We start from the raw sequence: 22681 nt of genomic DNA on the forward strand, positions 1-22681 counted from the left end.
GGCTCCAATGATATTCGGCCTTTTTCCCGAGAGGATTGGTCACAGTGCGGATCAGCTCGTTGGGCAGTGTGGAGGCCGGCGTGTTGTAGAGGATCGAATAAGCGTCCTGGCCGGCGTGCGATGTCGAAATGGCGCGGCCTCGAGTATCATAGGCAAATGTGGCGTATCGAATGTTCCGAGCGTCGGTTATGCCGGTCAGGAATTCGGGGTAGGTGAGGTTCTCGTAATGGTAGGTCGTGGCGTCGATCAGCGTCCCGCCTCCGCCGAACAGCTCGGCTTTGACGAGTCGAACTGCAAGAAGCGATATTCCACGTGCGTCGACATCCGGATCTGGATGTTCTGGATCGTGATAATCGAAGGTTTGCTCATACGTGTATTTGAGAGTCTGAGTGCCCGGTAGATTGATCTGTGCTATGCTGACAGGTCGGTCGAACCATACTGCGTCTGTCGCCTGAGGATTAGTCTTCTTCGGATAAACAAGGATATTCCAGGTAAAACTAAATATTCGATTAAAACTGTCTCGAATTGACAAAAGCATCCCATTCGTATCATAGGAAAATACCACACATAGCCACCTGGCGCAGTCATCTTTATGGGTCTGGCTATATTGAATATAGATGTAGTCTCTTTATTATTTTTTCGACCATCGAATGTCTGCAGCAACCAAGTTCTGTTTGCAGAGTCCTTCACGCTCCATTGCGTCATCCCTCGAGTTACATTTGGCCAGCCTCCTGCCGGCGTCGTTCCCAGGAACGACAATTCATAATCGCCTTGAGGGTTGCTCCCGGGTGTAGAAGAAAATTGAGATTCGGACCTCGAAAAGTCGTAAGCGACGCCGTTCGGCAGATGCAGAGTGACGGCATTGCCGGTATCCTGCAAATGAAGTTCGATTTCGAAGCCGAAACGCCAGCCGCCGATTGCGCCGCGGATATCGCCGTTGCGCGCCTGAACTCCAAAAATCTGCGGTATGCTGCGATAATGGCGCTCGATCAGGAAACGACCGTCCGCCGTCGAAAAATCCGTTACACGCTCGACCTTTGCGCCGTCGAACAGCGCTATGGGATTTCCTGCTTGGGTATTGGGGAGGCCGCCCGAATTCGTGTTGCATCCATCGCCGCGCGCCGGCGCGTCTTCATTGTCACGGGCGCATTGCGAGACTCCGATCGGGTGATACCCAGGTATACAAGATATAAGCCGTGGAAGGACCGCCGAAACCACACGATAAATTTCCTTCGCACCGGCCGTCCACCGCATTCGTGAAATCGCACCGAAAAGCAGCTGGGTTGCTGGTCGGAAAAGCGCCTAAATATCGCGTCTTCTTGGTGTTGGGTGGATCCATGGTCTGAATCCACTGCTCGTGACAAGTTTGTTCGGGGCTAGGGCTGCAAATGGGCGGAGCGCCGAGCCCGGCTGTGACGGCGCACCATTCTGCGGGCCCTTCTCCGGAAGAAGACTGCTGCGCTCGAACGCTGGCAGGGGTGAGGCATGCCAGCACTACGAAAATCGCAACAGCGCAACCGACGAAGGAGACGAACCGCATAATCGACCTCAGAAAGGTGATGAGAATTTAACCATGTATGACCACTTAAGTTTCTTCCTATCTTCTTCATATGTCAAGGCCAAGCTTTCGCAGTGTCCGTGGTCTTCGCCCAGGAAGACATGCGCATGGGTCGGCGTGGAAAAGTCGTCGGCAACCATAGACTTTACGTCTCCGCATCATGGAATTCTCGCATCCTTGGATATCATGTCCACATTGCGCGCCATTCCGGACAGCGTCGGCGCGCCGAACGCAGCCCTCAGAGAAAATCGGATCGAAAAATCGCGGTTGATGGCCTGTGTCAGCTGGGTCAGCAGAATGGAGTTCCCGCCGGACTCGAAAAAGTCATCGTCACGCCCGACATGCTCGACGCCGAGCAGCTCTCGCCAGAGCGAAGCGATCCTGATCTCGGTCCTGCCGGAAGGCGGCGCCGACGCCCGATCCGCCGCCGAAGCCGAGGGCGCGGCCAGTTTTCGTTTCAAGATTTTGCCCGTCGGAGTAACCGGCCAATTGCGAACCGTCACGACATGGTGGGGAATGAAGGAAGGCGGCAAGCTGCGCCGCAGATGGTTCTTCACGCGCAGCGCGAGGTCGCCCGCGCTCACGGCGTCATAAGGAATATTGGCGTAGGACGCCCGCGCCACATTCGCGTCCGCCGGTTCGGCGACTGTCGGGCGAAGCGCGCCCCGAGGAACGAAGGCGGCGCGAAACTCCGCCGGATCGTCGGTCAGGTCCAAGCCGACGACCGTCTGATAGCCCATCGCAGACCCCAATTGCGCGAGCGTAGACGGATCCGAGCCGATCGCCGCGGGGCTCGATCCGGCGAGCTCGTCGTCGACCATTCGTCGCCATTCGGCGACCGGCGCCTCGGGCGCGATCTGCTCGAGGCCGCGCGCCGCCGCGGCGGCGCGCGCGAGGCGGCGATGAGGGATGGCGCGAACCGCCAGGATTTGCGGAGCTTTGCTCAGCTCGCTCGTCACCTCCTCCGCGCCTGCCCATTCTCGCCAGACGAGAGGCGTCCCGCCAGGCTGGCGATCGAGATGGAGGATGACGTCGTATCGATATGTGGTGAGCTCGTTATCGTGCGCGTTCGGCTTCGGGCGCGCCTCCACTGCGGCTAGGCGCGGCAGCCGGCGCCCGAGGCCCAAAAAGAAGCGTGGGTCGAGAAGCAGCTCCGGCTCATGCTCGAGCCGCTCGTTCAACCATCCGAAAATCGTCGCCATGTCGGCGCTGTCCGGCATGCGGACGAGAAGCGTATCGACGAGAAGCAGACGTTGCAGATGATGGGCCCTTATATCCGCGATGACGATGCGCCCTCCCTTCGCCACGCTCGGCTCGAGCTCGGCAAGGGCGCGTCGCAGATAGTCGGCGTCCGGGAAATATTGCACGACGGAGCTCAGGAGCGCGCAATCGAAGCCGCCGGTCGGGACGAGCTCCTCCGGCAGCCGACGATCGGCAGGCGCCTGATGCAGCCGCACATGCGCGAGCTCCGGATGCGCTTTCTGAAGCCGCCGCACGCATTCCAACGCGTCGTGACTGATGTCGACGCCGAGATAACAGGCGTATTCCGCAGCCATCCGGCCGAGCAGAAGCCCCTGTCCGCAGCCGATCTCCACGATGCTGTTCGGCTCGCCTTCGCGGGTCAGCGCGATCGTCGCATCGACCCAGGCGCGCATATGGTCGGCGGGTATGGGCTTGCCGTCGATCGCGCCGACCCAGATTCGGAAATCGTCGAGCGCGCGCCCCTCGCGCGCGATCTCCTGATAGGCGTCGTCATAGAGCGCGCGCCAATTCTCGGCTCGCTGCTCGGACGTCGGTTCATGCGCATGAGGCTCCACATAGGCGACGAGCCGCTTCTCCTCCGGCGCGGCGCCCGGAACGGCGAGGACGACCGCCGTCTTCACCTCGGGAAGCTCCGATATCTTCGCCTCGATCTCTCCCGGTTCGATGCGCACGCCGCCGATCTTGATCTGCGCGTCCTTGCGGCCGAGATGGACGAGCGCGCCATCGAAGCGCCGCCTCGCCAGATCGCCGGTCGCGAAAATTCTGACGCTGCGGCCATCCGGCGCGCGCCAGACTCGAAAGCGGCGCGCCGTCAGATCGTCGTCGCCATGATATCCGAGCGCGAGCGCCGCGCCTGCGACATGCAGTTCGCCGACGGAGCCGCGGGGCGTTGGCGCGCCATTGTGATCGAGCAGCCAGATCTCGCAGCCGGGAAGCGGCGTTCCGATGACGATGTCGGGCGCGTCGGCGGCGATGTCGATCCTCGCCGCCGTCACATCGGCGCTCACCTCGGTCGACCCGTACATGTCGAGAGCGAGCGCATCGGGCGGAAGCTTGCGAGAAAGATCACGCACGAGGCGAGGATGGAGCGGTTCGCCGGAGATGTGCAGCCGCTTCACGGGCCAGGCGGACGTGTCGCCATCGGCGTCGATCATCGCGGCGAGCACCGAGGGCGTGGCCACGAGCCGCGTCGCTTTCGCGAGTCGGAGCAAGACCATGAGCGCGGACGGAGACCTCGCCTCTTCCGGATCGGGAACGACGACCGGATAGCCGTCCAGCAGGGGCTGCAAGGCTTCGGCGACGGCGTCGACGAAGGCCGGCGAGGTCTTGAGCAGCCCGCGCGCCGCCTCCTCGCGGGGATAGACGGAGGAGCCCCAATTCAGGCGATTGAAGATGGCGCTTTCGCTCAGCACAGGCGCTTTGGGCGTTCCGGTGGAGCCCGAGGTCCACACCATCAGCATGGGCGCGTCGGGATCGGAATTCGGACGCGGCTCCGGCGCCGCGACGGTCGGCGCCGTCTCCGGATCGATGACGATCACGCCCGAGGGAGCGCGCAGGGCGGAGAGGCGAGCCGAGGAGGCGACGAGCGCGCGAATGCCGCTGTTCGCCAAGCGCGCGGCCATGGCTTGCGCCGGCAGCAGCGGATCGATCGGAGCATAGCAGCTCCCGCGCCTGAGGCAGGCGAGGATCAACGCGACATAAGCGAGGCCGGGCTCGAGCAGAAGCGCGATCGTCTCGCCGCCGCCGACGCCCGAAGCCGAAAGCACGGCGTCGATAGCGGCGGCGCGGGCGAGAAGCTGCGGACCGTCGGCGATCACGGCCCCGTCGGGAGCGAGCAGCGATGCGCCCGTCTTCGCGAGGCGCTTCTCCAAAGTCGCCCACAGGCCCTCGGTCGGCCGCGGGCGAGGAGCGCCGCAGAGGACCGGCGCGGCGCAGTCCGGAGCGAGCGAATATTCCGAGAGCCGCCGTTCCAGGCTTCGCGGCAGCCAGCAGAGGGCGTGATGGAAGCGTTCCAGAAGAAGTCTGATCGCCGCGCCGTCGAATTGGCCGGCGTCATAATTGGCGTGCAGCATCGGATGCATGCCGGCGGCGAGGCGCAGGCTCAATGGAAAGGCGCCGCCATCGGGGACGGAAAGAGAGCGAAAGCCGAAGCCGATATCACGCCAGGGCGTCGCCGGATCATCGTCGCCTTCGTTCACGGCCACGCTGGACGTGAGGAATTCGGCATCCGGGAGAACGCCGGCGAGAGATCGCAGCTCGGAAACGGATAAGCTGTCATGCTCGCGGGCGTCGATCAGCGTCGCATGCAGCTCTCGCAGCCGAGCGCCGACGGGCTTGTGGTCGTCGAGCACGACGAAGCAGGGCAGGTCGACGGTCAGCGGCCCCAGGATCGGCGCGTCCGAGGACAGGAACTGCGGCCGACGCCGGTGAGGAACGGCGAACAGCGCCTGCTCCTGCATCTCGTGCCGTCCCAGCAGAAGCGCCCACGCGCCCAGAACGAGAGTTTCCACGCTCGCTCCGATGCGCGCGGCCGCTTCGGACAGGGCGCGCATATCCTCTGAGGGAAGCGGGATGGTCGAAATGCAAAAACTCCGCGCCGCTCGCTCAGGCTGCCCTGCGTCGCGCAGCGGCAAGCGGGAAGGCGCCGCGCCATCCAAATGCGCCGACCAGAACATCGTGGCCGCCTCGACATCTTGTCGCGCGAGCGGGTCCGTGAACGTCGGGACGGCTGGAAGCTCTTTACACGGGCGCGCGGCGCGCCCAGCGTAGATCTCCGCCGTCTCGCGCAACGCGATTTCCAGCGACCGGTCGTCTGCGACGAGAGGATGAGCGGTGATCGCCAAGCCGAAAAGGTCGGTCCCGAGCCGGGCGATCGTCAGTCGAGCCAGAGGCGGACGGCTCACGTCGAAACGCCGGTCGTCGGATGAAAGGCTCCGAAGCCATTTCTCCTCGCTATCGGCGCCATGAGCGCTCCAGTCCTCGACGCCGGCCGCCAGATCGACCGACGGCTCGACGATCGCCGACCAGCCACTCGTCGAATCGTGATGGAAGCCGCTGCGGAGAACCGCATGACGCTCCGTCACGGCGCCCCAGGCGTCGATCAGGAGGCCGATTTCGACCGGCCCCTGTATCGCTATGGCGCGTATGCGAAGAAATAACTCCGGCAATGCGTCGGCGCGTTCCAAGAGGTCGAGCTGCGAAGCGCTCGGAGGGCAGCGATCCAGAACCTTTATCGTTTTGCTCATGCCTATCGCTCGTCTGAAAAATAATCATCATATGCGACTGCGAGAGCGAGCGTTCAGGTCTTCGCCGATATGGCGTCGGCGCTCCGCCCTCAATCGAATTTGATGGTCAGGCCCACTCCCGCGGTTCGGCCCTGGCCGACGACGAGCCCGATCGCCTGCGCCGAGAGATAGCTGCCGAAAGCTTCGTAGCGTATGTCGAATAGATTTCGCGCGAAGCCGTAGATGCGCACGCGGTCGTTCTCGACGCCGGCCGTCAGATTGACGAGGCCATATGATTTGAGATCGAAATTATTGACCGGATCGCCGGCCCGCTTGCCGACATATTGATATTCGACGCTTCCGATGAGCCGGCCCGCGAAGGAGTCGACGACGATCGGGTGTTTCACGTCGAGCCCGAAGTTCGCGTTCCAATCGGGAACATTGGGCACGATGTTCCCGCTGCGCACATTGGCCGCGTCGTCCAGGGGGACATTGGCCAGCTCCGCGTGGATGTAGCCGACGCCGCCGCGCACGCTCACCGACTCGGTAATGGCGAACCGGCCTTGCAGCTCGAAGCCCGTCGAGCGGTAGTCATAGGGCATATAGGCGAAGGTGGCCGTCATGGGGTCGTAGTTGAAGGTCGGGCCGTTCTTCACATCGGTGAAGAAGCCCGCCGCCGTGATGTCGAACTTGCCCTCGGGATCGAAATATTTGACGCCCGCCTCGTAGCTCCAGTTCGTCGCCGGCTCGAAGGCGTCCTCCGGCTGGCCGAAGGGAGCGTTGTTGGTGAAATGGCTATAGCCGCCGGACGAGTGGCCGCGCGCGACGCTGGCGTAGGTCGTGAAGGCGTCCGTCCACGCATAGCTCAGAGCAGCGCGCCCCGTGACATAAGTCTCGTCGAATTTGTGACGCTGATCGAAGAAGGGCGCGATCGTGAAGATCCCGTTGGAGCGATAGCTCCCGTCGAACCATTGGTCGTCATGCGCGACGCGCAGCCCGAGCGTGAATGTCAGCTTGTCGATCACCGGCACGGAGGCTTCGCCGAACGCGCCATAGGTGTTGGAAGTCAGAGTGTTCTTGAAATAGCCATTGGCGACCGGCGAGATGCTGCTGATGGCGTTCTGCGTGTAGCCGTAGTCCGAGCTGAAATAGGACAGTCCCCCGACCCATTTGATCTCGCTGTTATCGAGCGAACTCAGCCGCAACTCCTGGCTGACGACGGTCTCGCTCTGGTCGACGCGCGACTTATCCATGTTCGGATCGGCCCAGAAGGAGGGCGGCAGGCCCGGGAAAAACGGATGAACGGCGAACAGGTACGAGTCGGTGATGTCGGTGAGGTTCAAGGCGTCGACCTGCTGGACCGCGGTGACGGAGGTCACTCGCGCAAAGTCGAGATCATGCGTGATGGTCACATTGGCGAAGCCGATCTCGCGATTCGCCTTCTGGTGAATGTCCGTGCCGCTGACCGGAAAGCCGATCATGTCGCGCAGAACGAATTGGGGAATGTTGGTTCGCTCATTGTTGTAGAAGCCGGTCACCTTGACCGTCGTCGCGTGGTCGGGCGAGACGAAGCGGAGCGTGCCTTTGAACGCCGACAAGGCCTGGCCGCCGTCATTGCCGCCGATGATCCCGTTATGGATGTCGCCGTCGAAGTCGCTGAAGCGGACCGCGACACGACCGAACAGCGTATCGGGAACGAGCGTGGCGCCTGCGGTCAGCTCTCCGAGCTTGTAGCCCTTCGAGCCGATTTCTCCGCGGAAGAAGGCCTCGGACTTTCCGTCGGCCTCCTTCGAGATGTAATTGATCGCGCCGGCGAGCGTGCCGCGGCCGTAGAGCGTGCCCTGCGGCCCGCGCAGCACCTCGATCCTTTCGACGTCCAGCGGCTGCACGCCCGCGCCCAACAGAGTGGTCGGCGCTCCGTCGTAAGTGAAGCCGACCGTGCTATCCATCGAGTTGAGCGGTCGGATGAGCGGCCCCATGCCGCGTATGCTGTAGGAGCTCTGGGTCGGATCACCGATATTGGCATAGGTGACGTTGGGTGTCTGCCGGGCGAGCGAATTCGGCATGTCCGCGACGGTGTTGCTCAATGCCGGAGCGGCGAGGATGCTGACATTCGCCGGAACGCCCTTCAGCGGCTCCTTTATCTTTCGCGCAGTCACCGAGATGGTGATGTCGTCGAGCGCGACCGGCTCCTTGCCGGATGCTTGCTGGGCGAGACAAGGCGAGCCGAAAGCGGTGAGCATGCACGGCATGATCGCGACCGTGCTCTTCGCACGGAATCGAAAGCGCTTCATTGTTCATTTGCTCCAAGCTGAGGATGTTCGGTCGAAGGAGTGTCGTGATCGATCCGGCGCCGGCGGCGTCGCTGCGGCGAGAAAGACGGAGGCGTATCCACTCTTTGTTTCCCGCTTTCGATTATTGCGCGGCCGACGCCGTGATAGCTTCCGATGATCGAATGGCGATCGATCGCGCATTCGCCTGAATGGTCCACAAGCGCGCGTAGAGTCCGCCGCGCGCGAGCAGATCCGCATGGCGCCCCTCGGTCACGACTCGTCCGCCTTCGAGCACCACGATATGGTCGGCGTGCTCCGCGGAGGCGAGATCATGGCTGACGACGAGAACGGTCTTGCCTGCGCAGAGCCGCGCCAGGGCGGCGCGGATGTCCTCCTTCGCGTCGGGATCGACCGCGGCGACGGCTTCGTCGAGCAGCACGATCTCGGAATCTTTCAGCAGGGCGCGGGCGAGGGCGAGGCGCTGGCGCTCGCCGCCGGAGAGAGGCGCGCCATTCTCGCCGAGCACGGTGTCGTAGCCATTCGGCAAAGCGACGATCGTCTCATGGATCTGCGCCGCGACGGCGGCCTGCGCGATCTCGTCGTCGGGAGCGCCCGGGCGTCCGAGCGCGATATTGGCGCGCGCCGTGTCCCGGAACAGGAAGGGGTCCTGGAAGACGATGGACAGGCGCGAATACAGATCCGCCAGCGGGAGATTGCGAATATCCACGCCGCCGATCTCGATCGATCCGCGCTCCACGTCCCAGAAGCGCGCGAGCAGCGAGAGGGCCGTGCTCTTCCCGGCGCCCGAGGGTCCGACGATGGCGGTGACCTTCCCTTCGGGAGCCTCGATGTCGACATCGCGCAAGCCGCCATGCCGCTCGCCATAGGCGAAGGACACGTCGCGGAAACGAACCGCGCTTCCGCTCGGCGCCGCAGCCGCGGCGCGGAGCGAGGGAAGCGGAGAGACGGCGAGAACGGCGGCGATCGCCTCGACATGGCCGGCGAGCGAACGGCCATAGGCGACGAGCTCGATCAAATCGAACATCGGCCTGTAGAAGACGAGGCCGAGCGTCACGAAGATCGCAAATGCGGCGGCGGAGAGGCTTCCCTCCACGAAGAACGCGCCGCCGAGCGCGAGAATGGCGACGAAGCCGAGCTCGAGCGCCGCCGGGCCGATCGCGGCGATGATCGCGATCGGCCGAGTCGCCGCGAGAGCCGCCTGCGCTTCGTCTCGGATAGCGCGCGAGAATCGCGGCAGCCGATCGCCGATGAGCTGGAAGCTGCGCGCAACGGGCAGGCCGAGGAGATATTCCAACGTCAGCGCATTGGCGCGTTCGCGGCAGGCGAGGAGACGGCGCGACGCCTCGACATGGCTGCGACCGTTCCAGAAGAGGACGGCGGCGAAGACCGGGACGCCGGCGAGCGCGGCGAGGCCGAGACGCCAGTCCAGCCAGAGCAGGAACAGCGCGGAGACCGCGGGCATCGCCGCCGCGCGGATGAGCAGCGTCGGCGGCGTCACGAGATCGAGCTGGCCGAGATGGGTGGAAAAGAGGCCGCTGACCGCATTGCCGCCGGCGCCTTGAAAGAAGCCGAGCGGCAAGCTCATCATGTGGCGGATGACCCGCCGCTGGAGCGAGGAGGCCGCGAGCCGCTGCGAGCGGAACAAGATCGACTGCGCGGCATAGGTCAGCGCGCCGGAGATCACATAGGCCGCGACGAGAAAGACCGTCGCTCGAAATGCGACGGATGCATCGATGGCGTCGGACTGGACGGCGATCACGACGGAAAGGGCGATGAAGACCGGCGCCGAGGAAAAGATCGTCTCGAGCGCGAGCAGTGGCGCCGCATGGCGCGTCAGCGGAATGCGGGCGGGCCCCAGCAGAGAGAGCAGCGTGCGCCAGGCCGATCCGGTCACGAGGGGCTCGGGCGCCGCCCGTTCTTCCGCAATGGAGACGGGCGTCGGCGGATTACGTACGCCCTTTCGTTCCGGCGCCGCCGGAATTGCGGATGGCGCGCCTGCCGGCTTCTCGGACCAGAAGGCCGCATAGACCGCGTCTCGCGCGATCAGATCCTCATGCGGGCCGCAGGCCCTGAGCGCGCCGTCATGCAGGAAGGCGACCTGATCGGCCGCGCGAACCGAGGCCAGCCGATGCGCGATGACGAGCGTCGTCCGGCCCGCGACCAGCTCGGCGAGCGCGATCAAGACTTGCGCCTCCGTCTCGGGATCGAGTGACGCCGTCGCTTCGTCGAGCAGGATGATCGGCGCATCCTTCAGCAGCGCGCGGGCGATCGCCACACGTTGCCGCTGTCCCCCAGAGAGACGCCCGCCATTATGCCCGACAGGCGTGTCGAGACCCTCCGGAAAGGCGTCGGAGAACTCCGTGACCTGCGCGCGGCGCGCGGCTTCGATGATTTCTTCGGCGCTCGCGTCCGGCCGGCCGAGACGGATGTTCTCGTAGATCGTGTCGTCGAACAGAAACGTATCCTGAAACACCATGGCGACGCGCGCGAGCAGGTCGCTCTCCGACATCTCCGATACATCGACGCCGCCGATCCGGACATGGCCCGCCGCCGGCTCGGCGAAGCGCGCGACCAAGAGAGCGAGGCTCGTCTTGCCGGCGCCGGACGCGCCGACGAGCGCGGTCATCGATCCGGCCGGAACCGAGAAGGTCACGTTCGAAAGAATGGTCTTGTCGTCGTGCCGAACCGCGACGTCATCGAAGCGAAGGTCGTCGTCGGCGGGACGGCGCGGCGCCGCCGGCTCCGGAATCTCCGGCGTCTCCATCAGCCATGCGAAATTGCGGCCCGCGAGATGAACCTTCCAGACGAAGCCAGTCGCCGTATAGGCGAGATTCAGCAGCGGCTGATTGAACACCAGCGACAGCAGCACGAACAAGAGGAAGGTCGCCGCATCGAGCGAGCCGGAGAGGGCGAGCCAGCCGCCGACCGGAACGACGACGAGCAAAGTCGCCCGCAGGCAGACGAGAAACGCCGACCATGGAGCGAGGCTCACGCGCTCGGCGGCTTCGTTGATGGCGGCGAGATCGTCGACGGTCGCGAGAAGCTCGTCGAGGGCGCGAGGCGCGCCGCCATAGGCCTTCAGCACCTTGACGCCTCGCGCGACCTCGACGGCCTGCGCGTTGAATCGGGCGAGCGCCTGTCCATAGGCGGATATGAGGCTGCGCTTGGCGCGCATCGTCCAGACATAGAGGGCGACGAGAACAGGCGCCGTGGCGATCAGAGCCAGGGTCATGCGCCAGTCCGCCACAAAGAGCGCCGCCGCGGTCAGCACGGGCGCCGCGACGCCGGCGGCGATGTCCGGAACCGCGTGAGCGAAAGCGTCCTCCAGGCGGTCGACGTCGTCCCGCAATATGGTCTTCAACCGTCCCGATTGCTGCCGATCGAGAAATCCGAGTGGAAGCTTCGCGAGTTTCTCCGCCGCGGCTCGCCGCAGATCCGCGAGCAGAGCGAAGGCCGCGGCGTGCGCGGCATAGGCCGCGCCGGCGGTCAGCAGGCTCCTCACGACGATGCCCGCGGCGGCCGCGGCCAAGAGCCGGGGCGATTCGTCGCGCAGGCCGGCGACGTCATCGGCGAAGGCCAGCGCGATCAGGCGATAGGCGACGAAGAACGGAATGAGCGCGAAGCCGGAGGCGAGCGCCGACATCGCGGCGGAGGCCGCGAGCGGCTTCGCGCGCCTGCGAATGTAAGGGGCGATAGGGCGAAAGACAGACAGCATGATATCGGCTCTTGCAAATTCTCAACGACTATCGACCGTCGGACTCGCGGCGTTGGCGCCGGCGAACGATCGACGCAAAACTCCGTTCCCTGCGCGTCTCAGTCAATAGTTCAGGAAATAGTTCAGAAATATTCCAGTTCTCATCTAATTTGAAACGAGTCTAAAATCAGATTTCAATGTTGCCGAACTGTTATTGCCATGCCTACGATATGCACATCAAAAATTATTCAGTCAGGCGACGCCGATCGACTCGACGTTGCTAACCCGTAGTAAGTATTTACTCTTTCGACGCGAGTATTTCATATGCTCACGAAAGCCGCCAGACGCCGGGGCGAAACCGGATCGGCAATCGAGTTCGGTCGCGAGAGCGACAGCGGCTTGGAGGCCGCAATCTCGCGCCTTCCGGGCGTCGCCGAGGCCGCCGTCGCGCAAGGGGTGATTTATCTCGTCTCGAGGACGACGGAGGACAGCGCGTCGTGGAGCGCGCGTATCGAAGAAGCGCTCGGCCTCTCGTCCGCGAAGCCTGTCGTCCTCTTCTCCCGCCTACCGCGCCTCGGAGATGGATCGCTCGACCACGAAGCGCTTCGCGCGGCGCCCGAAGTCTCGCTCGCCGTCGCGAAACAGATCGCCGCTGCGGTCGGTCCTCGCGCGACCGCAGGCTTGCGGCGGCGCGCCAGTCCGATGCGGCGATCCCATGTCTTCGACCTGGCCGGATGCGATCCGCTCGTCCGCGAGTCGTACGAGGCGTTGAGCCTCGCCGATCTGCCGAGGGCGGACGCGCGGGGCGGAAAATCATCGGAATGCGCCGGGCCGCCGGTCCCTACGCGCCCCGAGAGCGTCGATTTTCTGGAAATCCTTCGGAACGCCTCCGCCGCAGGGAAGGGCGTCGCCTTTCGAGACGGCCCGGCGAGACGCGGCGAGATCTTCTACGCCGAGCTCGTGGACGACGCCCGCCGGCTCGGATCGGCGTTGCGCGCGACAGGGATGCGCGCCGGGACGCCCGTGCTGATCTGCCTCTCCGAGCCGCGGGCGATGTTGACGGCATTCTGGGCCTGTCTCGGCGCCGGTCTCGTCGCGGCGCCCTTGCGGACGCCCAGATTGTGGACGATGCAAGACCCGCTGGCGCGCCGCGTGACGGACATGGCGCGCCACGCCGTCGCCTTTGTGGGCGGCGAAATCGGCGCGCCTGTGATGCTGGCGGATCTCGAGTCGCACGAGAGCGCTATCGCCCTGTTGCGCGAGAACGGGCTGCCGCAGCCCCTCCTGTTCGCTCGGACCGCTCACGAGGTCTGCGACGAAACATTCGACGCTCATGTGTGGAAGCCGGAGGAGATCGCTCTCCTCACCCTCACCTCCGGAAGCACGGGCGACCCGAAATGCGTTCCGCTGACGGTCGAGAACATTCTTTCGACTCCGGAGAATCTTTGTAGCGAGCTCGGCCTGTCGAGCGCCGACACGCTTCTCAACATCATGTCGCTCGATCATGTCGCCTCGCTCGTCGGCTTCTGCGGCGCGGCCATTCACGCCGGCGCTCGCCTGGTCGTCGCGCAGCTCGAGCCGATTCTCGCGGAGCCGGAGCTTCTTCCCGCTCTGCTGGCGGAGGAGCGCGTGACGCGCAGCTGGGCGCCCGACTTTCTCTGGCGCTTGCTCGCCGGCGCGCTCGAGGGCGAGCGGCGTCATGCGCTCGACGCCTTGCGCACATTGATTTCCGGCGGAGAAAGCGTCCGCCGCGAGACCTTCCTGCGATTGGCGCCGCTGCTCATCCGCCATGGCGCGAGATCCGACAGTCTTCGCACGTCTTGGGGAATGTCGGAGACGACATCCTTCATGACCTTGTCGCCGCCATGGGACGGCGATGGCAGCCACGCGACCTATCGGGGCGTGCTCGACAACGGACGGCCGATGCCGGGCAATGCGCTGCGCGTGGTCGACGCCGACGGCGCCGTGATTCCCGAAGGAATGGTCGGCCTGCTGAAGGCGAAAGGGCGTTCGGTCTTTCCCGGATATCTCGGAGACGCGCCCCGCGCCGACGGCTGGATGGCCACCGGCGATCTGGCCGAGATGCGCGACGGGGCGACCTTCGTCCGCGGCAGGGAGAAAGAGTTTCTCGTCGTCAATGGACAAAACATCCCGCATGTCGAGATCGAAGCCCAGGTCGAGGGGATCGAGGGCGTGGAGCCGGGCCATGCGGCGGCCGTCTCGACGCGCAACCGGGTTCTCGATCGCGACGAACTCGTCGTCTTCTTCACGCCGAGCGCCGGCGGGACGGCCTCGAGCGAAGGCCGGCGAGCGCTGATCGAGCGCATCTCCGGCGCCGTCGCCGGATTCTGCGGCGTGCGGCCGCGCTTCGTGCTGGCGGTCGAAGCCGCAGATATTCCGAAATCCGGAATCGGAAAGCTGCAGCGGAGCGTGCTGCGCCGTCGCTTCGAGATCGGGGCGTTCGAGACGGCCGTTCGCGAGGCGGACGAGCTCTGCGGCGGCGAGAGGATGACGCCTCAATGGAGATCGCGCCTGCGATGGGCGCCGCTGGCGAGCCCGCCGGTTCATGGACTGGAGGGGCGCGCCGTCATCGTCGTCGGCGAAGGGGCCGATGCGGCGCGCCTCGCGAGAGCCTGCGCCGACTCCGGCGCCATCGTCGAATCCGCGCCGGACGCAGCCGCTCTCGCGCGCATTCTTACGACCGAAACAGCGTTCGGCGTCCAAGTCGAGATCGTCGATTGCCGACTCGGCGCCGGCCGCGATCTCGATGCGGCGGAGGCGCTCGCGCGAGCGCTCGGTCCTTGTCTCGAGACAGCGCGCCTTCTCGCGAGCATGCGCCAGGGCGAAGTCGCGCATTACCTTCTTCTCACGCGCGGCGCCTTCGGCGATGCGCCCGGCGGGTCCCGATCATTCGACGGCGCTCTCGGCGCGGCCCTCTCGGGATTCGTCTGCAGCCTCGAATCCGAAACCGACAGGATCGGCGTGTCGCACGTCGATCTCTCGGCGGCCGGCGCCGCGGACGCCGCGCTCGCATGGATCGCAGCGCCGACGGCGGCGATGCGGCTCGCGGAGCGGGACGGCGCATGGTTCGGCCTCCGTCTCGAACCGTTCGAGATGACCAGCGGCGATCCGACGATCGGCCGCGGCGCCGAAGCGCTCCGTTCCGATGGGGTGTGCCTGATCGCCGGCGGGCTCGGACGCGTGGGCCGCGCCATCGTGCGCCGCCTCGCGATCGCCGGCGGCCGGCGTATCGCCGTCGCGGGCCGCGCCACGCCAGAGGAGGCGCGCGAAGGTTTCGGAGCGCTGAACGCCGAGCAGAGCGACCGCCTCCACTATGTGCGCCTCGATCCCGCCGATGCGGAGTCGGTGGATGCCGCCTTCTCCGAAATCCGGCGCCGCTTCGGCGAGCCGCCGCGATCGGTGATCCATCTCGCCGCGGAAACCGGCCCCTCGCCTCTCGCGCGCTGCGCCGAGGCGGATCTCGCCGCCGCGCTCCGGCCCCGCGTCGACGGGACGCGGGCTCTTGCCCGCGCGCTCGCGGCGCGCGGCGGCGGCTCGATGCTGACCCTGGCTTCGGTCTTCGGCTTGATCGGAACGAAGGATCATCTGGCGCACGCCGTCGGCGAAGCCTGCGCGCTCGAACAAGCGGAAACGCTCGCGCGCGAATTTCCCTCCGTGCATCAGCAGGCGGCCGCCTGGGCTCCGTGGCGCCTCGAAGACGCTCCGGCGGCGCTCCTCGCCTATCTCGAGCGGCGCGGCCTTCTTCCCGCGACGCCCCTCCAGGCGCTCGCGACGCTTCTGGCCGGCCCGGCGGATGCTCCGGTCGTCACGGTCGCGGGCGTGGATTTATGGGCGCCGGCGGTGGCCGGCTTCGCAGCCCCGCCGGCCGGACCGGCCGAGACGATCGTGATCCGGCGCCCCTCGGGTGGGAACGAGGCGGCCGCACGGGCGCTCGCCGACGAGATCGGCGCGCCCTTGGAGATGGAGCCGCTGCCGACGCAGTCCTCGGACAGGATCGAGGACTCGAAGCCGCTGCGCCGCATTCTGGCGATCTGGCGCGAGGTGCTAGGCAATCCCGGCGTCGCCGCCGACAGCAATTTCTTCGACGCGGGCGGGAGCTCCATCCTCGCCGCTCGCGTCCATGCCCGGCTGCGCGACGACGCCGGCGTCGATTGCGCTCTGATCGATCTGTTCATCCATCCGACGCCGCGCGCGCTCGCCGCGAGCGTCCTCGCGAAGGACGCGGACGACGAAGCCGCAGTGCCCGCGCAGCTCGCGGCGGCGCGCCTTCGCCGTCGCGCCCGGCGCGGCGCGCGCGGCCCGGTCGTGTCGAGAGCGTCAGCGCAAGGAGAACCCGCATGAGAGACGAAGTTGCTCCCTTCGATCGCGTCGATGTCGACGACGCGGCGCCGGCGATCGCGATCGTCGGCATGGCCGGCCGCTTTCCCGGAGCGGAGTCCCTCGACGCGCTCTGGGACCTGCTCGAAGCCGGCGGCTCGACGCTCGAGCGTCTCGACCGTGACGCGCTGATCCGGAACGGGCGAGACGAGACGGAGATGGCCGCTCCGGGCTTCGTGCCCGTCGGCGGCTATATGCGGGATGTCCGGCGGTTCGACGCGCAATTCTTCGGCTACACGCCGCGCGAAGCCTCCTTCATGGATCCTCAGCTCAGGGCCATGCTCGAGACCGCCTGGCACGTCTTCGAGGACGCCGGGATCGATCCTGCGCGCGCGGGAGAGCGCACGGGCGTCTTCGCCAGCATGAAGATCAGCAGCTATCTGCTGAAGAACCTGCCCCTGGAGCTCGCGCGCGGCGGCGTCAACATGGAGACGCTCTGCGTCACCATGAACGGGCAGGATTATGTCGCGACCTGGATCGCCTACAAGCTCGGCTTGACGGGCCCTGCGATGAATGTGCAGACGGCGTGCTCGAGCGGTCTCGCCAATGTCGTCGTCGCCTGCCGCTGCCTCGACGACCATAGCTGCGACGCGGCGCTCGCCATCGCCGGCGCGGTCACCGTGCCGCAGGGTCGCGGATATGTCGCCGAGCCCGACAGCATCGTTTCCACCGATGGGGTGTGCCGCCCCTTCGACGCCGACGCGAATGGAACGATCTTCGCCGACGGCGTCGCAGGCGTGCTGCTGAAGCGGCTCGAGGACGCGCTCGAGGACGGCGACCGCATCGTCGCGGTCATCCGCGGCTTCGCGCTCAACAATGACGGGCAGCGCAAGGTGAGCTACAGCGCGCCGAGCGTCGACGGCCAGGCCGAGGCCGTCGCCGAGGCGCTGGCGATGAGCGGGCTAGATCCGAGCGACGTCGATTTCATCGAGGCGCATGGGACCGGCACCCATCTCGGCGATCCGATCGAGTTCGCGGCCTTCGACCGAATCTACGGATCGGCGCGGCGCAAGACCCCGATCGTCATCGGCGCGATCAAGGCGAGCATCGGACACACGGCCGAAGCCTCCGGTATGGCGGGGCTGATCAAGGCCGCCATGTGTGTCGATCGCGGCCGTATTCTTCCGCATCCGACCTTCCGGACGTTCAATCCGCACATCAACGCGCGCGCGGATCGGTTCCGCGTCGCCACGGCGCCGGAGCCGTGGCCGCAGCAGGATGCGCCGCGGCGCGCCGCCGTGAGCTCGCTCGGCTTCGGCGGAACCAACAGCCATGTCGTTCTGGAGCAAGCCCCCTCGGCCGCATCGCCGAAGACCACCGGCGGCGTCGATGACGGGCCGCATGTCTTGGTTCTCTCCGCGCGATCCCGCGACGCGCTCGAGAAATTGCGCGACCGCTATTTGGGCCGGCTGGCCGGCGCGAACGACGAAGAGATACAGGATCTCTGCGCGACCTCCTGGCGCGGTCGGGCGCAAATGCCATGGCGGCTCGCCGTTTCCGGCGCGGAAGCCGCGGAGCTGCGGGCCGCGCTCGCCGCCGCCGCGCCGCCGCGCAAGCCGGTCCCGCCGACGCCGCGGCTCGCCTTCGTGTTCGGCGGGCACGGGCCGGAGAGCCTGCGGTCGGCGCGCGAGATGGCCGATCGATCGCCGGAGTTTCGCGCGGCCGTCGAGGCGGGTCTCGCCGCGCTCGGCCGCAATGCGCCGCCCGTGCGCGCGCTGCTCGAGGGCGCGGATCTCGCGTCCGCCGAGCCGCCGGCGGCCCAGAGCGCGATCGTTCTGCAAGGGTGCGCCGCCGCCCGCGCCTGGCGGAGCCGGGGCCACCGCCCGGATCTCGTCATCGGCCACAGCCTCGGCGAGCTGGCCGCTGCGGAAACCGCGGGAGTCGTCGACCTCTCCGACGCGGTCTCCCTGGCCTGGGCGCGGGGAGAGGCCATGCTGCGGAACGCTCCGGCGGGCGCCATGCTCGCTCTCGCGCTTTCCGAGGCGGAGGCGGCCGCGCTGATCGACCGTATGCGCGAGGATGGCTCGCTCGCGCTCTCCGGCGTCAATGGCGTGCGGCAATGCGTGGCGTCCGGCGACGTCGAGGCGATCGAGCGTCTGCGCCGGGCCTGCGCCGAGGCGGGCGTCACGGCGAGGCGCCTCGGCGCGCCCTTCGCCTTCCATTCGCCCGCCATGGCGCAGGCCGCGCACGCTTTCGCCGAGACGGCGCGAAGAACGACCTTCCGAACGGCGAAAACGCCCCTCGTCTCCACGGTCTCCGGCGCGCTCGACGACGGGTCGATGGGAACGTCCGATTACTGGCGCCGTCAGATGCTGGCGCAGGTGCGATTCAGCGACGCCGTGCTGGCGGCCGTCGGCGAAGGAGCCACGGCGTTCCTCGAAATATCGGCGCACACGCTCTACGCCTTCGCGGCCCGGGCCACTCTCGACTCCGCCGGCCGCGACGCCGCCTGGATCGGCTCGTTCGGCTCCGACCTCGGAGGTCCGGCGTCCTTCGCCGCCGCGCGCGCGCAGCTCTTCGTGGCGGGTTTTTCCGGCAATGAGCCGCCCCCTCCCCGTCGTCGCGCGGCTCTGCCGCTCTATCCCTTCGCCGAGACGAGGTTCTGGATCGATCCCCCCGAGGCGATTGCGCGGATCCGCGACGGCGCCCTGGCCGCGGAGACGAACGTTCCTCCTCCCCTCTCTACGCCGTCGCCGGAGGAGGAAACCGATCCTCTGCTCGAAGAACTTGCGGCGATCTGGAGAGACCGCATCGGGGGCGAGGTGGGGCTCGACGACGATTTCTTCGCTCTCGGCGGCAACTCGCTCGTGGCGCTCAGCATCCTCAGCGATCTCGAGCTCGGGCTGGGCGTGCGTCCGCCGCTGTCGAGCTTCCTCGAGGCGCGGACGGTGAGAAGCCTCGCCCAGCTCGTCGAGCGCCTCGTCGAAAACGCCGCGCCCGCCGCCTGACCTTTTTATTCGGGAATGCATTCCATGACGCAGATATCGCAATCATCGAGCCGTGAATCCATCGCGCGTCGCCTGGCGGAGAGCCGGCGACGAACCGTCCCGAAGCAGGTGGCGATCACGCCCGATCCTTCGGCGCGCTTCGAGCCGTTCCCGCTCGCGGACATGCAGCACGCCTATTGGGTCGGCCGCGACTCCCGGCTCGACAGCGCGGGAGCGATCCAGTTCTACCTCGAGTTCCAGACGGTAGACTTCGATCGGAATCGTTTCGAGCAGGCATGGAACGCGCTCGTCGCCCGCCACGACATGTTGCGGGCGGTGGTCACGGAAGATGGACGACAGCGCGTCCTCGAAACCGCGCCGTTCCAGAGGGTCGAGGTCGAGGATCTCTCCGGCCTCGCGACGGAGGAGCAGGAGACGCGCGTGCAGGCGTCGCGCGCCCGGCTGCAGAGCGAGGTCGCCGACATCGCACGCTGGCCGCAGTCGACCTTCGTGTTCTCCCGTCTCGGCGCCGAGAGGGCCGGGCGACTGCACATGAAATTCGACATCTGGTGCACCGACGGCCGCAGCCTGCAGATCATCTTCGAGGAGCTCGCGGCCCTGTATCTGCGTCCCTCCGCCGAGCTGCCCGCGATCACGCTCTCCTTCCGCGATTATGTGCTGGCGCTTCGGGCCTATGAGCAGGGCGAGGACTGGCGCCGCTCGCTCGAATGGTGGCGCGGCCGGCTCGCGGACCTGCCGCCTCCGCCGCCCCTGCCGACCCGCCGCGCGCCCGGCGGCGCGCCGCTCTTCGTGCGCCATGACGACAGCCTCGACGCGTCCGAGACGGAGGCTCTGCGGAGCGCCGCGGCCCGCAACGGTCTTTCGCTGCCGGTGACGATGCTCGCCGCCTACGCCGAGGCGCTCGGGCGGTGGTCCGGCGCGCGGCGATTCACCATCAACGTGCCGCGCTTCAACCGGCTGGACTGGCACCCGGACATCGACCGCGTGGTCGGCGAGTTCGCCTCCTTCAACCTGCTGGCGATCGACCTCGACCAGGGCGCGACCTTCCTCGACAGGGCGCGCGCCATTCAGCAGCGCCTCTGGGCGGACCTCGAGCATCAGACCGTGTCCGGCATCCGCCAGCTTCGCGAATATGCGCGCCTGCACGGCGGCATAGAGGCCGGCGCCATGCCGATCGTGTTCACCACCATGCCGGAGAGCCGCCCGGGCGAATCCGGCCGGCTGACGGATGCGCTCGCGCCGTTCGGCGAGATCGTCGACGCCGTGAGCCGGACGCCGCAGGTGTGGATCGACTGCCAATATTTCGAGAACGCCGGCCGCTTCGTCTTCAACTGGGACGTGATCGACGCGATGTTCCCGGACGGCGTCGTCGAAAGCGCCTTCGGCGCATTCTCGGGGCTCGTGAAGGGCCTCTCGCGCGATCCCGCCGTCTGGACGCAGGCGGAGCCGATCTCTCTGCCGCAAGCGCAGATTCGGGCCCGCGAGCGCGCCAATGCGACGGCGCGCCCGATCGTCGAGCATGCGCCCATCGAGGAGATTCTCGAGCGCGAGACCCGCGCGCCGCGGGCGCCCGCCGTCATCGAGGCGAAGGGCGAGACGTTGAGCTATCACGCGCTGCTCGGCCGCGCGCGCCGCATCGCAGAGGAGATGGAGCGCGCCGGCGCGCGCCGACGGGGCGTCGTCGCCCTGTTGCTCCGCAAGGGCTGGCGGCAGCCGGTCGGCGTCCTCGCGGCGCATCTGCTCGGCTGCGCCTATCTGCCCATCGATCCCTCGAACCCGGACGAGCGCATCGCGCGCATCCTCGCCGTGGCGCGTCCCGATCTGCTCGTGACCGACGATCCGGCGCGATCGCATCTGCACGAACGCGTGCTCGCGATCGGCGGCGCGGTCCTCGACGGCGAAGCCGAAGGCCCTGTCTTTTCGCCGCCCGGCCTCGACGATGCGGCCTGCGTGATCTTCACCTCGGGCAGCACCGGCGCGCCCAAGGGCGTCGCTCTCACTCATCGCGGTCTCGCCAACTCCCTCCAATTCAGCGCCGAGCGCTTCGCTCTCGCGCCGCAGGATCGCGTCATCGCCGTCACCGGCCTGCATCACGATCTTTCGCTCTTCGACCTGCTCGGAACACTGTCGACCGGCGGCGCCGTCGTGATCCCCGACGCGCGACGCGAGATCGATCCCGATCATTGGCTGGACCTCGTCGCCGACGCCGGCGTCACGATCTGGAACAGCGTGCCGCGCTTCATGGAATTGCTCGCGGCCGCCGCCGAAAGCCGGGGCGAGGGCCTGCCGAAGAGCCTGCGGCAGGTCATGCTCGGCGGCGATTGGATTCCCGTGGATCTGCCCGGCCGCCTCCGGGCGCTCCGGCCGGATGTCCGAATCACCAGCGTCGGCGGCCCGACCGAGACGACGATCTGGAACATCATGCACGAGGCGACCGAGCCGCGCCCGGCCGATTGCCCGAGCATTCTCTATGGACGCCCGATCGCCAACACGTCCTACCACATCTTCGACGAAGCGCTGCGGGACTGCCCCGATTTCGTGCCCGGGGAGATGTATTGCGGCGGCGTCGGCGTCGCGATCGGCTATGTCGATGACGACGATGCGACGGCGGCCCGCTTCGTCATTCATCCGCGCAGCGGCGAGCGTCTCTACCGCACGGGCGACCGCGGCTGCTACCGGCCGGACGGAACGATCGAGTTCCTGGGCCGCGTCGACTTCCAGCTGAATTTCGGCGGCCATCGCGCCGATCCGCTGGAGATCGAACAGGCGATCGCCGCGCATCCGGCGGTGCGGGACGCCGTGGTGGTGACACATTCGGCGACGGGGACGCCGCTTCTGGTCGCCTTCTACCGTGCGGCGGTCGAGATCGACGGCGAGGCCCTGCGCGAGTGGACGGCGCGTCGCGTGCCGCCCTCGCTGGTGCCGCGCGTGTTTCAGCCCATCGAGAGCTATCCGCTCAGCGCCAATGGCAAGGTGGATCGAGCGGCGCTCGCCGCGGCGCCGCTCGAAGCGAGAGCCGGCGACGACGAGCCGCCTGAGACGCCCCTCGAGCGGCATGTGGCGACGATCTGGTCGGAGACGCTCGGCCGGCCCGTCACGCGCGCCGGCGACAATTTCTTCGAGCTCGGCGGGGACTCGCTCAACGCCACGCAGATCTTGCTCCGGCTCGAGGCGGATATCGGCGTGAGGCCGCCGCTCGCCCTCGTCTTCACCAACGCCACTGTCCGCTCCTTCTCGGCCGCCGTGATCCGGCTGATCGCCGAAGGGAACGAGATCGAGAACGCCGCCTGAGAGGAAACGCG

The 22681-nt window shown here is 66.8% G+C and carries 7 protein-coding genes; 3 read left to right on the forward strand and 4 right to left on the reverse strand.

The window, feature by feature from the left end:
- Positions 1-411 precede the first annotated feature (411 nt).
- From AC6IW9_RS02185 to AC6IW9_RS02200, 4 genes are all read right to left on the reverse strand, one after another.
- Positions 412-1254, reverse strand: coding sequence for a DUF6531 domain-containing protein (locus AC6IW9_RS02185; protein WP_497768589.1), 843 nt, complete (start codon positions 1252-1254; stop codon positions 412-414).
- 462 nt (positions 1255-1716) lie between these two features.
- A complete protein-coding gene (locus AC6IW9_RS02190; RefSeq protein WP_497768592.1) occupies positions 1717-6066 on the reverse strand; it encodes an AMP-binding protein in 4350 nt (1449 codons plus the stop codon).
- An 89-nt stretch (positions 6067-6155) separates the two neighbouring features.
- Positions 6156-8339 carry a TonB-dependent receptor gene (locus AC6IW9_RS02195; RefSeq protein ID WP_497768595.1) on the reverse strand — a complete coding sequence of 728 codons (2184 nt, stop codon included), beginning with the start codon at positions 8337-8339 and terminating at the stop codon, positions 6156-6158.
- 121 nt (positions 8340-8460) lie between these two features.
- Positions 8461-12054 (reverse strand): ABC transporter ATP-binding protein, encoded by a 3594-nt coding sequence (locus tag AC6IW9_RS02200; RefSeq protein ID WP_497768598.1) that lies wholly within the window; start codon positions 12052-12054, stop codon positions 8461-8463.
- Between the two features lie 303 nt (positions 12055-12357).
- Here AC6IW9_RS02200 and AC6IW9_RS02205 point away from each other — a divergent pair, with 303 nt between their 5' ends.
- Genes AC6IW9_RS02205 through AC6IW9_RS02215 form a run of 3 tightly spaced genes read left to right on the forward strand, consistent with a single transcriptional unit; the run spans position 12358 to position 22670 of the window.
- Positions 12358-16395: an SDR family NAD(P)-dependent oxidoreductase gene (locus AC6IW9_RS02205; protein ID WP_497768601.1), complete on the forward strand. Its 4038-nt coding sequence runs from the start codon at positions 12358-12360 to the stop codon at positions 16393-16395.
- Complete coding sequence (locus AC6IW9_RS02210; RefSeq protein ID WP_497768604.1) at positions 16392-19379, forward strand: type I polyketide synthase; 2988 nt, start codon at positions 16392-16394, stop codon at positions 19377-19379. The genes AC6IW9_RS02205 and AC6IW9_RS02210 overlap by 4 nt, the downstream gene beginning before the upstream one ends.
- A 24-nt stretch (positions 19380-19403) precedes the next feature.
- Positions 19404-22670, forward strand: coding sequence for a non-ribosomal peptide synthetase (locus AC6IW9_RS02215; protein ID WP_497768607.1), 3267 nt, complete (start codon positions 19404-19406; stop codon positions 22668-22670).
- Positions 22671-22681: the final 11 nt, after the last annotated feature.

It is taken from the genome of Methylosinus sp. shoA, from assembly GCF_059718125.1.